Origin of the sequence: Streptomyces hyderabadensis (genome assembly GCF_020404845.1) — a bacterium.
Taxonomy (GTDB): Bacteria; Actinomycetota; Actinomycetes; order Streptomycetales; family Streptomycetaceae; genus Streptomyces; species Streptomyces hyderabadensis.
Window position 1 is genome coordinate 68,012 of record NZ_JAIOJZ010000005.1, and the last position, 14,105, is coordinate 82,116.

The 14,105-nt window shown below is 71.5% G+C and carries 10 protein-coding genes; 5 read left to right on the forward strand and 5 right to left on the reverse strand.

All coding sequences use genetic code 11. The features are described 5' to 3' along the window. Positions 1-24 precede the first annotated feature (24 nt). Positions 25-1,560, reverse strand: a complete 1,536-nt coding sequence (locus K7854_RS06175; RefSeq protein WP_226025330.1) for a M81 family metallopeptidase — start codon at positions 1,558-1,560, stop codon at positions 25-27. A gap of 50 nt (positions 1,561-1,610) precedes the next feature. Further along, a complete protein-coding gene (locus K7854_RS06180; RefSeq protein WP_226025331.1) occupies positions 1,611-2,831 on the reverse strand; it encodes an ROK family protein in 1,221 nt (406 codons plus the stop codon). 211 nt (positions 2,832-3,042) lie between these two features. Here K7854_RS06180 and K7854_RS06185 point away from each other — a divergent pair, with 211 nt between their 5' ends. From K7854_RS06185 to K7854_RS06205, 5 genes are all read left to right on the forward strand, one after another. After that, positions 3,043-4,851, forward strand: a complete 1,809-nt coding sequence (locus K7854_RS06185) for a peptide ABC transporter substrate-binding protein (RefSeq protein ID WP_226025332.1) — start codon at positions 3,043-3,045, stop codon at positions 4,849-4,851. A 61-nt stretch (positions 4,852-4,912) separates the two neighbouring features. Next, positions 4,913-5,872, forward strand: coding sequence for an ABC transporter permease (locus K7854_RS06190; RefSeq protein WP_226025333.1), 960 nt, complete (start codon positions 4,913-4,915; stop codon positions 5,870-5,872). After that, the gene (locus K7854_RS06195) at positions 5,869-6,768 is read left to right on the forward strand and encodes an ABC transporter permease (protein WP_226025334.1); all 900 of its coding nucleotides are present in this window, start codon (positions 5,869-5,871) and stop codon (positions 6,766-6,768) included. Before K7854_RS06190 ends, K7854_RS06195 begins: the two co-directional genes overlap by 4 nt. Next, a complete protein-coding gene (locus K7854_RS06200) occupies positions 6,765-8,492 on the forward strand; it encodes a dipeptide ABC transporter ATP-binding protein (RefSeq protein ID WP_226025335.1) in 1,728 nt (575 codons plus the stop codon). The genes K7854_RS06195 and K7854_RS06200 overlap by 4 nt, the downstream gene beginning before the upstream one ends. After that, entirely contained in the window at positions 8,489-9,415 is a 927-nt protein-coding gene (locus K7854_RS06205) for an ROK family protein (protein WP_226025336.1), read from the forward strand. Before K7854_RS06200 ends, K7854_RS06205 begins: the two co-directional genes overlap by 4 nt. 54 nt (positions 9,416-9,469) lie before the next feature. Here the strand turns inward: K7854_RS06205 and K7854_RS06210 are convergent, their stop codons facing one another. The 3 genes from K7854_RS06210 to K7854_RS06220 all read right to left on the reverse strand — a co-directional run bounded on the left by K7854_RS06210 (position 9,470) and on the right by K7854_RS06220 (position 14,035). Next, complete coding sequence (locus K7854_RS06210) at positions 9,470-10,987, reverse strand: trypsin-like serine protease (protein WP_226025337.1); 1,518 nt, start codon at positions 10,985-10,987, stop codon at positions 9,470-9,472. Positions 10,988-11,019: 32 nt separating this feature from the next. Beyond that, entirely contained in the window at positions 11,020-12,636 is a 1,617-nt protein-coding gene (fusH, locus tag K7854_RS06215) for a fusidic acid esterase FusH (RefSeq protein ID WP_226025338.1), read from the reverse strand. Between the two features lie 244 nt (positions 12,637-12,880). Next, positions 12,881-14,035 (reverse strand): YihY/virulence factor BrkB family protein, encoded by a 1,155-nt coding sequence (locus K7854_RS06220; protein WP_226025339.1) that lies wholly within the window; start codon positions 14,033-14,035, stop codon positions 12,881-12,883. Positions 14,036-14,105 lie beyond the last annotated feature (70 nt).

Genomic DNA, 14,105 nt, shown 5'->3' on the forward strand with positions numbered 1-14,105 from the left:
TGGCGCTCATGGCATTCGTGGCGCTCATTCGTCGGCTCCGGTCAGCGGCTGGTCGGCCGCGGGGATCAGGCGGGCGGACAGGTCCGGGTCGGCCATGGCGGGGTCGAAGGGGAACATGGGGCGGCGGATGCGGTGGTGGCCGAGGCGGACCAGGTCCTGGTCGACGCCGCCCGGGGTGAGGGCCATCTTCCAGTCGGCGGCCATCGCGAACAGCTCGGGTTCCAGGTAGCCGATCTTCACGATCACGATGTCGGCGCCGCGCGGGTCGAGGTCCAGGTCGGTGAAGTCGTGCTCGTGGTGGTAGGGCTTGCGCAGCTCGGTGAGGATCACGTACGCGCTGCCGACGCGTATCACGACCTCGGTCCGCGCGTCGCGGTCGCCGTGCCGGACGGCGTGCACGACGCCGGTGAGGGTGACGGGACCGGCGTGCCGGTCGTCGACCTCGGCGCCCGCCGTCACCGTGACCGTGGCCCCGACGCCCGCGGCGGCGGCCTGCCGGACGGCCTCCGGCCCCGGCACCGAGGCGTACAGGACGGTCGGCCCGTCCTCCTTCTGGAACTCGGGGCGGGCCAGCAGCCGCGTCAGGCCCCAGGTCACGTCACCGGCGCCGCCCGCGGTGGGGTTGTCGCCGGTGTCGCTGACGTAGTACGGGCGCCGCTCGCCGGCCAGGGCCTCGTCGAGGATGTCGTCGAAGGTGCCGGTCGGGGCGACGAAGTCGAAGTCGTGGCGGGCTGCCCAGAAGCCGCGGGCCAGCTTCTCGGCGCCTTCGGACACCGCCTGCTCGTCGTGTCCGGTGACGACGACCGCGGCCCGGTTGCGGGGTTCGTCCGCCCAGGCGTAGCCGACCCAGATCGCGGCGTCGATCACGCCGTCCTGGGCCTCGACCCCGGCGACGGCTCCGTACACGCTCTTCGCGGGCTCGATGCGGGTGGAGGTCTGCTCACCGGCGAGCAGGACGGGGACCGGCACCCATGCCTTCAGCGGGCGGGGGGCGCCGGAGGCGAGGTGCGTCAGCAGGTTCCGTACGGCCCGTTCCTTGGTCTCCATGTGGTCCTCGTGCGGGGCCATCCGGTAGCAGGTGATCAGGTCGCTGCGGTGGACGAGGGCGCGGGAGACGTTGCCGTGCAGGTCCATGGAGGTGGAGACGATCACGTCGTCGCCGACGACGGCGCGTACCTTCTCCAGGAGCAGGGCCTCGGCGTCGTCGACGCCCTCGACGGTCATGGCGCCGTGGATGTCGAACCAGAGGCCGTCCAGTGCGGGCAGCGCGGCGAGCCGGGTGAGGAGTTCCCCGGTGAGTTCCTCCCAGGCCGCGGCGGTGACGGTGCCGCCCGGCAGCGACTTGCCGACCAGGGCGCCGTGCCAGTCGGCCGCCTCGCGCAGTTCCTCGCCCGCGGCGAGGAAGGGGTAGCGGTCCAGGACCTCCTGGCCGCGGGAGGGGTGGAAGGCGGGCGCCTGGGTGCGGGCGGGCGAGAAGGTGGACGACTCGATGCCGAGACCGGCGATGGCGACGACGGGGCGGCGGGAGCGGGTGGGGGCGGGGGTGCTGGGGTGCGACATGGCTCCTCGTTCGTGCGGATGGTGCGGGAGGGGGTGCGGGTGGCGTCGGTTCAGGGGGCCGGGGTCTGGAACCGGTCCGGGTCCAGCTGGGCGCCGCCGACCTGGCGCAGGGCCTGGGCCAGCGCCCGCTGGAGGGCGAACTGCCCGGCGCCCAGCAGGCCGGCGTCGGCGCCGAGGACGGCGCGTTCGATGGCCAGGTGCTCGGTGACCAACGGGTGGCAGCTCTCGTAGAGCTGGCTGCGGACGGCGGCGACGAACGGTTCGACGGTGGAGAGGATGCCGCCCAGGTAGACGGCGTCCGGGTTGAAGAAGTTGACGTTCGCGGCGAGCACCTGGCCGAGGTAGTCCCCGGCCCTGCGCACCGCCCGGTTGGCCTCCGGGTGCGCGTCGGTGGCCAGCCGCACCACGTCCTCGGCGGTGGTGACGTCGACGCCCTCGTCCCGCAGCACCCGGACGAGGGCGGCGCCGGAGGCGACCGTCTCCAGGCAGTCGGTGTTGCCGCAGGAGCAGGGCATGTGGTCGCCGCGGGCGATGCGGATGTGGGTGATCTCCCCCGCCGCGCCCGTGCCGCCGCGGTAGAGCCGGCCGTCGACGAGGGCGGCGGCGCCGATCGCGGTGCCCATCTTCACCATGATCACCTGCTGGTGGCGTCCCCGGCGGGCGGTGTGCTCGCCCACGGCCATGCAGTTGGCGTCGTTGTCGGCGACGGCCGGGACGGCGAACCGCTCCCGGAGCCAGGACTCGACGGGGAAGCGGTTCCAGCCGGGCATGCGGGAGGGCTGCACGACGCTGCCCGTCGCGGTGTCGACCGGGCCGGGCAGGGAGAGGCCGACGCCGCGCAGCCGTGCCCTGCCGTGCCGTTCGACCAGCTCGTCCAGGGTGGTGGCGAGCCGGGCGAGGGAGGCCTCCGGGCCCTCCGCGATCACCAGGGGCACGGTGGAGACGTCGCGCAGCTCGCCGCCCGGCAAAACCACCCCGACGCGGGCGTGTCTGCCGCCCAGGTCGGCGGCGACGGCGAACTCGTCCTGGCCGCCGAGTCTGAGCACCTTGCGCGGGCGTCCGCCGGTGGAGGACTGGGTCCCTTCCTCGGCGACGAGGCCGTGCTCCACGAGCTGGCCCACGGCCACCGAGACGCTGGAGGCCGCGGCGCCGAGCAGCTCGGCGAGCTGGGCCCGGGAGGTCGCCCGGCCGGAGGCGATCAGTTCGAGGGCTCGCGCCGCCAGCGCCGAGGTGCCCGCCGCCTTCCGGCCCCGCGTACTTATTTCATTCATCTACGTGCTTACTTCCCCATGGTCGGTCCGATGCAGACAGTACGCCTCAATCGCCGCTGCGTGAATGGTGATCCACGCAGGAAATCGCCGTACGGGAGCCGCCCGGACTTTTTTCAGAACCGGAGATACTTACTTGTTACAGAACTTTGTTTGTAACCCGCACCGAGACAGGCGTTAGCTGACCTCCAGCCCACTCACCTGGAGGAGATACATGTCCCCTGCTCGCACAGCGACACGCCGACGCCGGGCGCTCGTCGTCGGCGCATGCGCGGCCGTGGGCGTGCTGCTCAGCGGCTGCACGGGCGGGGTGTCCGCCCCCTCCGGCTCGAAGAACGAGATCAACTACGCCCTCCCGGCGAACTTCACCCCCAACTGGATCGTGCCGATCGGAACGCCCGGTCACCTCAACACCAACAACGCCTCGATATCCCAGGTCCTGTGGGAGCCGCTGATCGCCTACGACGGCTCGGCCGGCAAGATCGGCTGGAACAAGGACAACTCGCTGGCGACGGACGCGAAGTTCGCCGCGGACAACAAGAGCGTCACCATCACCCTCGGCGACCGCCACTGGAGCGACGGCGAGCCGGTCACCTCCCGCGACGTCGAGTTCTGGTTCAACCTGGTCCGTCAGAACAAGAAGTCGTGGGCCAGCTACAGCCCGGGCAAGGCCCCGGACGTCTGGACCTCCTTCAAGACCGTCGACGACCGGCACTTCACGCTCGACTTCGACCGCGCCTACAACCGGCAGTGGATGCTCGCCAACGAGCTGAGCATGATCCGTCCGATGCCGCAGCACGTGTGGGACAAGACCGGCGACTCGGGGGCCGTCTCCGACCTCGACCGCACCCCGGCCGGCGCCGAGAAGGTCTGGACGTACCTGATCGACGCCGGCAAGAAGATCTCCCACTACGCGAGCGACCCGCTGTGGAAGACGGTCAGCGGCCCGTACACGCTCAAGTCCTTCTCCACCTCCGGCCGGGTCGAGCTGATCGAGAACGAGAAGTACGACGGCGGGGGCGCGGCCCACGTCCGGCAGATCAACCTGCTGTCGTTCACCACCGCGGCCGCAGAGGAGAACGCGCTGCGGGCCGGCACGGTCGACTACGGCTACATCAAGGCCTCCGACCTGGGCATCAAGAAGTCCTTCACGGACCTCGGCTACCACGTCGAGCGCTGGTCCGGCTGGGCCGTCACCTACATGCCGTACAACTTCAACAACCCCGAGATGGGCGCGGTCTTCAAGCAGTTGTACGCCCGGCAGGCCATCCAGATGTCCGTGGACCAGAAGACCCTGGCCAAGGTGCTCTACAACGGCACCGCCGTGCCCACCTACGGCCCCGTCCCGCAGGGGCAGGCGTCCGCCTTCCTCTCCGGCGAGCAGAAGGCCGAGCCGTACCCCTTCTCCAACTCCCGGGCGCGCAAGCTGCTGACGGACCACGGCTGGAGCCTGAAGGACGGCACCATGGTGTGCACCTCGCCGGGCGCGGGCGCGGGGCACTGCGGCGAGGGCGTCGAGGAGGGCACCGAGTTCCGGATGCGGGTGCTCTCCCAGTCCGGCTCCACGGAGACGGACAACATGATGAGCGCGCTGCAGTCCTCCTTCGAGGAGACCGGCATCGACTTCGACATCAAGACCGCGCCGGTCAACTCGGTCCTCTCGCAGACCGGTCAGTGCAAGCAGGACGACCCCGCCTGCAAGTGGCAGCTCTCCTTCTTCGGCAGCGCCGGCAGCTGGTACTTCCCCGCCTACCCGAGCGGCGACGCGCTGTTCGCCAGCGGCGGCGGCTCCAACTTCGGCAGCTACTCCAACCCCGAGGTGGACGAGCTGATCGACCGGACCACCACCTCCTCGTCCCCCGACGCCATGCTCGACTACAGCAAGGCGCTCGCCGAGGACCTGCCCGTGATCTGGCTCCCCGAGCCCGACTACCAGGTCTCCGTGATCAGGGACGGACTCGGCGGGTTCGCCCAGGACTCGCTCGCCAACTTCCACCCCGCCATGTGGGCGTGGACGAAGTGAGGCCGCGCCCGGCCCCGCTCATCCGCAGCCTCCCCGTCCGCACCCAGTCACCCGGAAACCCATGAGCACATACTCCTTCCTGATCAGGCGGGTCCTGCAGGCCCTGGCGGTGGTCCTCCTCGTGACCGTCGTGGTGTTCTGCCTGCTGCACGCCCTGCCCGGGGGCCCCGCCCGCGGCATCCTCGGCCCCCAGGCCACCGCCTCGCAGATCACCGCCTTCAACCACGAGCAGGGACTCGACAGGCCGCTGCCGGTCCAGTACGTGTACTACCTGAACCAGCTGATCCACGGCGATCTCGGCATGTCGTACACCCTCAACGAGCCCGTCTCCCAGCTGATCACCGAACGGCTGCCGAAGACGCTGCTGCTGACCGTCCTGTCGGCGGTCGTCGGGCTGCTGGTCGCGGTGCCGCTCGGCGTGTGGCAGGCCGTCCGCCGCAACAAGCCGGTCGACTACGTCATCACCACGCTCAGCTTCATCGCCTACTCCACCCCCGTGTACTTCCTCGGCCTGATCCTGGTCCTGGTCTTCAGCCAGGTCCTGCCCTGGTTCCCGGCCCAGGCGCCGCAGGGCAACAGCGTCTGGGCCGTGCTCTCCCAGCCCCAGGGTCTGGTGCTGCCGGTGGTGGCCGGCGCGGCCACGATGGTCGCCGTCTTCAGCCGCTACATGCGCTCGGCCACCCTGGAGAACCTCACCGAGGACTACGTGCGCACGGCACGGGCCGGCGGCTCCCGCCCCCGGGCCATCCTGACCCGGCACGTCTTCCGCAACTCGCTGACTCCCGTGGTGGCCATGCTCGGCTACTACGTGCCGGTCCTCTTCGGCGGCGCGCTGGTGGTGGAGCAGCTCTTCAACTACCCGGGCATGGGCCTGCTGTTCTGGACCGCCGCCCAGTCCTCCGACTACCCCGTGCTGCTGGGCTGCGTGCTGGTCATCTCGATCGCGACGGTGACCGGCACCCTCCTGGCCGACGTCCTGCAGCGCGTCATCGACCCCCGAGTGAAGGCAGGTCGGTCATGAGCAGTTCCCTCACCTCCCTGGACGGGCTCGCGGCGAAGCCCGAGCGTGCCGCCGCCTCCGGCACCCGGCTCGCGGTCCGCCGCTTCCTGCGCAACCGCCTCGCCGTGGTGGGGCTCGGCGTGGTGGTCTTCTTCGTCCTGTTCTGCTTCGTGGGCCCGCTGATCTACTCCACCGACCAGACGCACACGCTGCTCCAGCAGGTCAACCAGTCGCCCAGCGGCGACCACTGGCTCGGCACCGACGCGGTCGGCCACGACGAGCTGGGCCGGCTGATGTACGGCGGCAAGGTCTCCCTGATCGTCGGTCTGTCGGCCGGTGTCCTCGCCACCGTCATCGGCACCCTGTGGGGCGCCGCGGCCGGCTACGCGGGCGGCTGGATCGACGCGGTCATGATGCGCGTGGTGGACGCGGGCATCGCCATCCCCGCCCTGTTCATCCTGCTGGTGGTCTCCGCGATCACCACCCCCGACCTGACCGGCCTCGTCCTCATCCTCGGCCTCATCTCCTGGCTGGTGCCCTCGCGGCTGGTGCGGGCCGAGACCCTGACGCTGAAGAACCGGGACTTCGTCCTCACTCTGCGCGCGATCGGCGGCACCCACGGGCGCGCCATCGTCCGGCACATCCTGCCGAACTCGGTGTCGACCATCATCGTGGCGGCCACCTTCCAGGTCGCCGACGCGATCCTGCTGGTGGCCTACGTGTCCTACCTCGGGCTGGGCGTGCAGCCCCCGGCCACCGACTGGGGCGGCATGCTCTCGACCGGGATGACCGCCGCCTACTCGGGCTACTGGTGGCTGATCGTGCCACCCGGCCTCGCCATCATCCTGGTGGTGTGGGCGTTCAACGCGATCGGAGACGGACTCCGGGACGCATTCGACGTGAGGGGGCGGGCATGAGCGCCGTTCGACGACCGGCCGCCGACGCCCGCGGCGGGCACATCCTGGACCTCGACGACCTGGGTGTCGTCTTCACCACGGAGACCGGCCCGGTGCAGGCCGTGCGCGGCGTGTCCCTGCACGTGGCGCCCGGCGAGACGCTCGCCCTGGTCGGCGAGTCGGGCTCGGGCAAGTCCACCGTCGCGCTGGCGGCCATGGGGCTGCTCGCCGGCAACGCCCGGGCCACCGGACGGGCCGTCGTGGACGGCACCGACATCGTCGGAGCCGACGAGGAACGGCTGTCCGGGCTGCGCGGATCGACCGTCTCCATGGTCTTCCAGGAACCGGCCACCGCGCTCGACCCGCTCACCCGGGTCGGCAAGCAGATCGCCGAGGTGATCCGCAACCACCGGCGGGTCTCCGCGGCGGACGCCGCCGCCCGCGCCGTCGAACTGCTCCGCCGCGTCGGCATCCCCGAGCCCGAGCAGCGGGCCCGCGCCTACCCGTTCCAGCTCTCCGGCGGCCAGCGCCAGCGCGTGGTCATCGCCATGGCCATCGCCAACGAACCGGCGCTGCTGATCGCCGACGAACCCACCACCGCGCTCGACGTGACCGTGCAGGCCGAGATCCTCGACCTGCTGCGGCGGCTCGCGGCGGAGACCGGCACGGGTGTCCTGCTGGTCACCCACAACATGGGCGTCGTCGCGGACTTCGCCGACCGGGTCGCGGTGATGTACCAGGGCGCCATCGTGGAGACCGGACCCGTCGAGGACGTCCTGCTGCGCCCCTCGCACGACTACACCAAGCGGCTGCTGTCCGCCGTACCGCGGCTCTCGGTCGCCGAGGCGGGCGAGTCCGGCGGGGCCGCGCAGGGGGACGACCGCGGGACCGACGCACCCGCCGGGGAACCGGCGGTGGAGCTGACGGACGTCTCGGTGGTCTTCGGCCGCGGGAAGCAGGCGGTGCACGCCCTCAAGGGCGTCTCGTTCGCCGTCCGCCCCGGCGAGACCCTCGGCCTGGTGGGCGAGTCCGGCTCCGGCAAGTCCACCGCCTCCCGGGTGGCGCTCGGCCTGATCGCGCCCACCTCGGGGTCCGTCACCCTGTTCGGGGCCGACCTGGCCCGTACCCGGGCGCGGGCGCGGCGGGCGCTGCGGGCCGGGATCGGCGTCGTCCTCCAGGACCCGGTCGCCTCGCTCGACGCCCGCATGACGGTCGGCGAGTGCGTCGCCGAACCGCTGCGGATCCACCGCCGCGGGCTGTCCGGCAGGGAACGGGAGGCCCTGGTCGCCGCGGTCCTCGACCGGGTGCGGCTGCCGCGGGAGGTGGCCCGGCGCACGCCGCGCGAGCTGTCCGGCGGCCAGCGCCAGCGGGTGAGCCTGGCGCGCGCCCTGGTCCTGGAGCCGCGGCTGCTGGTGGCGGACGAACCCACCAGCGCCCTGGACGTGAGCGTGCAGGAGGCGGTCCTCGAAGTGATCGGCGAACTGCAGGAGGAGCTGGGCTTCGCCTGCCTCTTCGTCTCCCACGACCTGGCGGTCGTGCAGCAGTTCGCCCGCCGGGTGGTGGTGATGCGCGCCGGGCGGGCCGAGGAGCAGGGGCTCACGTCGGCCACCCTGCTGCACCCGGAGACCGACTACACCCGGCGCCTGCTGGCGGCGGTGCCCGTGCCCGACCCGGTGGTCCAGCGCGGGCGTCGGGCGGAGCGGCTGGCGACCCTCGCCGCCGGGCGGACGGAGGAGCAGGGGTGAGCGGTCCCGACACCCCCGTCTTCGCAGGGGTAGACATCGGGGGCACCACCACCCAGGTGGTGCTCTGCGACGCGGAACTGAAGGTGCTCGACCGCACGGAGGTGGCCACCCCGGCCCGGTCCGGCGGCCGGGCGATGATCGCCGCGACCCTCGACGCGCTCGCCGTCGTGCGGGCCCGCACCCCCGGCCGGCTGGCCGCTGTGGGAGTGGGCGCGGCCGGGGTGGTCGACGCGGCCTCCGGTCACGTCCTGGTGGCGAGCGACTCGTTCACCGACTGGGCCGGTTTCCCGGTGACCGCCGCCCTGCGCACCGCGCTGGGCGTCCCGGCCTTCCTCGACAACGACGTCAACGCTTTCCTGCGCGGCGAGATCGCGTGCGGTGCGGCGGCGGGCGAGGAGGACGTCCTGGGCATGACCCTGGGCACCGGCGTCGGCGGGGCGCTGTGGACGGGGGGCGCGCTGCGCACCGGGGCCCACGGTGCGGCCGGCGAGATCGGCCACATCCCCGGCTTCGGCGACCTGCCGTGCACCTGCGGCGGCCGCGGCCACCTGGAGACGCTGGCCTCGGCCCGTTCCCTGCGGGCCCGCTACGGCGAGCGCACCGGGCGGGAGCTGACCGCCCGCGAGGTGGCCGAGGCGGCGCGGAACGGGGACGCCGACGCGCATGCCGTGTACGCGGCGGCGGGCGCCGGCATCGCCCGCGCGATCGTGATGACCGCGGGCCTGGTCGACATCGCCACGGTCGTGATCGGGGGCGGCGTCAGCGGCGCCTGGCCGCTGCTGGAACCGCTGATCCAGGAGGCTCTGACCGCCGAGCCGCCGATCAGCGGTCATCCCGTCAAGCTGCTGCGGGCCGCCTTGGGCGCCGACGCGGTGCCCCTGGGCGCGGCGGCCCGGGCACACGCCGAACTGACCGCCCGCTGATCCCAGGCCCGGTACGCCCGGCCCGCCGGGGCTCCGGCGGGCCGGGCGGGACGCCTACGGCGCGGGGCGCATGGCCACGCCCTTGTTCAGGGTGCCGGTGCCGGTCCCGGTGTACAGGAGCAGCGTGCCCTGACCGCCGACGGCGGCGATGTCGTCCTTGTTGTCGCCGTTGAAGTCACCGCCGACGATGCGCTTCATGGGGGTCCAGGTGTTGTCGGGCCACAGTTTGCGGGCCGGGTCGAGGCCCCCCGAGGAATTGCCCGCGTACCAGTTCAGACTGCCGTCGTCGCGCACCGCGACCAGGTCGTCGCGGCCGTCGGCGTTGATGTCGGCGGTGCCGGTGAGGCGGGTCTTGCCCCAGGTGGCGTCCGGCCACATCTTGACCTTCTCGCCGGTCAGCACGCCGTCGGCGCCGGTGTAGTAGCCGTAGAGACTGCCGTTGCCCCACTGGGCGATCAGACCGTCACGGCCGTCGAACGTGAACCGGGAGACCTGCTCGATCGTCTTCCAGGACGTGTCGTGCCACATGGGCTTGCTCTTGTTGAGCATGCCGGTGGGGGTGCCCGTGTACAGGTTGAGGGTCCCGTCGCTGCGCACCGCGGCGATGTCGCCGTTGCCGTCGCTGTCGAAGTCGCCGCCGATGATCTGCACCATCGGGCCCCAGGTCTTGTCGTTCCACAGTTCGCGCCCGTACTCCAGCGTCCCGTCGGGCTTGGTGTAGAAGGCGTGCAGGGAACCGTCGTCCAGGACGGCGGCGATGTCCGTGCGGCCGTCGCGGTTGAAGTCGGCGGAGGCCACCAGGTCGCTCAGGTTGCCGGTGCCGAGATCGCGGTTGACGGTCTGTTCGACGAAGTCGGCGTCGCTCGCGGCCGCGACGGCGTCCGTGCTGGTCGACTCCGACCCGAAGCAGCCGCCCTGCATCGAGCGGCTGTTGACGCCCACCAGCTCCAGGGCACCGTCCTGGTTCTGGAGCAGCGGGCCGCCGGCGTCACCGGCACACACCGCGTCGCCGTCCTGACCGGTGACGTCGATCGCGTCGGCGGTGACCGACGTGACCGTGAAGGCGCCCTGGTGACGCTGGGTGGGCACCCATTCGTCCTTCGTCCGTCCGAAGCCCACGGCGGTGAGCGGCGCGCCGGGGGCCGGGGCGGCCGCCGCGAGGGGCACCGGCGCGATGTCGGGGACGGCCTTGTCCAGCCGCGCGAGGAGCATGTCCCGGCCCGGGTGCGGGACGAGTTCGACGACCTCGCGCACATAGCCGTTGGCGATGCCGGAGTCGGCCCGGCCCACGGTGGCCCGGGTCGGTTCCCCGGGCTTGCCGGCTGCGACGGTGTCCGGCCGGCTGGGGTCGTCCGCGAAGCAGCTCGCCGCGGTGAGCACCCACTGAGCGTCCACCAGGGCACCCGAGCATGCGCGGTAGTCGGTGCCTATGGTCAGCCGGACGGCGAAGTCCAGCTTCGCTTCGGTGGCCGGGGCGCCGACGGTGGCATGGGCCGGGCTGGACGCCAGGGCCCCGGCGAGGAGGACGGCGGAGAGAGCGGCGAACCGGGCGGAACGCGGCACAGGAAACATGGAAGTCCTTCGTTCGGGAGTGTGCGGGAGGGTCAGAGAGTGATCATGAACGTGCCCTGGTCCCAATAGGTGCCGTGGTTGGTGCGGACGGCGACCCTCCCGTCCTTGGTGTGGACGAACATGTCGGCCTTGCCGTCTCCGGTGGCGTCGCCGAACTTGAGCGATCCCAGGTCGCTGCCGTCCACGAAGCGGCCCCAGCCGCCGGACCAGTGGGTGCCCTGGTCCCAGTAGGTGCCGCGGTTGAAACGGACCTCGATGTTGCCGTCGCTGGTGTGGACGACCATGTCCGCCTTGCCGTCGCCGTCGACGTCGGCGAAGTACAGCCGGCCCAGGTCCTTCCAGGTCACGAAGCGGCCCCAGCCGCCGGACCAGTGGGTGCCCTGGTCCCAGTAGGTGCCGCGGTTGAAACGGACCTCGATGTTGCCGTCGCTGGTGTGGACGATCATGTCCGCCTTGCGGTCACCGTCGACGTCGGCGAAGTACAGCCGGCCCAGGTCGCTGCCGTCGATGAAGCGGCCCCAGCCGCCGGACCAGTGGGTGCCCTGGTCCCAGTAGGTGCCGCGGTTGAAACGGACCTCGATGTTGCCGTCGCTGGTGTGGACGATCATGTCCGCCTTGCGGTCACCGTCGACGTCGGCGAAGTACAGCCGGCCCAGGTCCTTCCAGGTCACGAAGCGGCCCCAGCCGCCGGACATGACCCGGCCGGGGGCGAAGCTGTCGCCCAGGTTGCGGTGGACGACGACGTCGCCGTTCGAGCGGAGGACGACCAGGTCGGCCTTGCCGTCGCCGTCGACGTCGGCCGAGTGGGTCCGGTCGCGGTTGCGGACGTCCTTCACCCAGTCCGCCAGGCCGTCGACCCTCGCGTCCACCGCGCCGGTCCGGGTCTCGGTCTCGGTCTCGCCGAAGCACCCGCCCTGCCAGGAGCGGCTGTGGACGGCGGCCAGCTCCACCTCACCGCCCGTACCGCGCAGGGCCGGGCCACCGGTGTCGCCCTTGCACACGGACACCCCGTCCTGACCGGTCAGCTCCACGGTGGTGTCGGTGACGGAGTCCACCCGGAACTCACCGGTGTGCAACTGGTCCGGGGCCCACTCCGTCCGGGTCCGCCCGAACCCGGCACCGAGCAGGGTCTCGGCCGCCACGGGGGCGTCCGCGGCCAGTTCCACGGGCGTGACCGTGGTGACGGGTTCGGCGAGCCGGACCATGGCCACGTCCCGGTCGTCGCGCGGCACGACCTCGACTATGTCGAGGGTCTTGCCGCCCAGGGTCGCCGTGGACTTCAGCGCGGGCTTGCCGGACTCGACCTCGCCCCCCGGGGTGGCGGCGAAACAACTGGCGGCGGTCAGCAGCCACTGCTGGTGCACCAGAGCGGCGGAACAGCCGCGCAGGGTATCGCCCTCGCCGATCTGCAGCCGGGCGGTGAAGGCATGGTCGGCTGCGGCCGCGGGCTCGCCGGAAATCGCCTGCGCGGCCGGCACCGCGGTGAGCAGGGCGGCGGCGGCCGTGAGGACCATGCCGCCGGCCAGGGCGCCGCGAGCCCGCCGGGTGCGGATTCCTTCGTTGAGCAACGCACTTCCCTTCTTCGGAATCGTTCCGGCCACAAGAGGACCTTCCGAATTGGCAGTGGAAATATCTGATGCGTGACGCATCGTACACAAGCCGTCCCGAACCGCTGCACAGCAAAGTCACCGGCAACCCGGAATTTCTTCACGAAAACTTGCGTGGTATGTGAATGAAGTGCGGCACTACCACTGGAAGCGGACACAACGCCCAACGAGTTGCGCACTGCCGCATAGAGTATGATCTTGGTCGCCGAATTCCCGGGAACCGCATTCCTCTATCGTCGAGAAATTGGCGTCGAACGAGCCGGCGCGTATTCCTGTTTCCTTTTCCTCAGGAAGCGTCGTCGCGGTGGTTTTGGTTGTGGTTGTGCGCGTGGTTCGCGGGCGGCGCGTCCTTCGGGTGGGTGCGCAGGCGGGCCGTGACGTCCTCGGGGGGCAGGAAGCGGGACCAGCGCTCGGGGAACTCGGAGGGCATGTCGGGGTCGCCCCCGCCGTTCGCGGTGGTCCGGGCGACGTACTCGGCGACCTGGGCCTGGCGCAGCCGCTCGTTGGCCTCGCGGGCGGCGGCGGTGGCGGCGGCCGGCCACACCCGGTCGATGGCCGCGTTGACCGCGGCGCCGACGAGCACCGCGAACGCGGACACGCCGATCCACAGCAGCACGGCGACGGGCGCGGCCAGGGAGCCGTAGATGGTGGGGCCCTCGACGGTGCTGGTGAGGTAGATGCGCAGCAGGAAGCTGCCGAGGACCCACATGGCCAGGGCGACCAGCGCGCCGGGGACGTCCTCGATCCACGGCGAGCGCACCGGCACCGACACGTGGTACAGCGTGGTCAGGAAGGCCACGGAGAGGATGATGACGACCGGCCAGTACAGCACCTGGACGACCGTCGTCGACCAGGGCACGACCCGCACCACGGCGTCCGGCCCCGCCACCATCAGCGGCAGCGCGATCGACCCGATCAGCAGGGCCACGATGAACAGCAGGAAGGCCATCAGGCGGGTCCTGACGATGCCCCGGACGCCGTCGAGGCCGTACATCACGGTGATGGTGTCGATGAAGACGTTCACCGCGCGGGAGCCCGACCACAGGGCGAACAGGAATCCGATGGAGATGACGTCGGGCCGGCCGCCCTTCATCACGTCGTCCAGGATCGGCTCGGTGATCTGCTTGACGCCCTTCTCGGAGAGCACCGCGCGGGAGGCGTCCAGGATGTTGTTGCGCAGGCTCTCGGTGGTGTCGGCACCGATCCAGGAGTCGACGTAGCCGAGCAGTCCGAGCAGGCTCAGCAGCAGGGGCGGCACCGAGAGCAGGGTGAAGAACGCGGCCTCGGCGGCCAGGCCGAGGATGCGGTACTCCATGCACGAGTTGACCGTGTCCTTGAGCAGCAGCCAGGCGGTCCTGCGTTTGGAGACATTCCGGTACAGGACCCGGGCGCGGTGGAGCCGGCCCGAGGGCCGTTCGGGGGAGTCACTTGCTGGCTGCACGCCCTAAAGGTATCCGGCGCCGGGGGTGCCACTCATCCGCGGACGCCCGTCGTTCCCGTCCCGGCCCGCC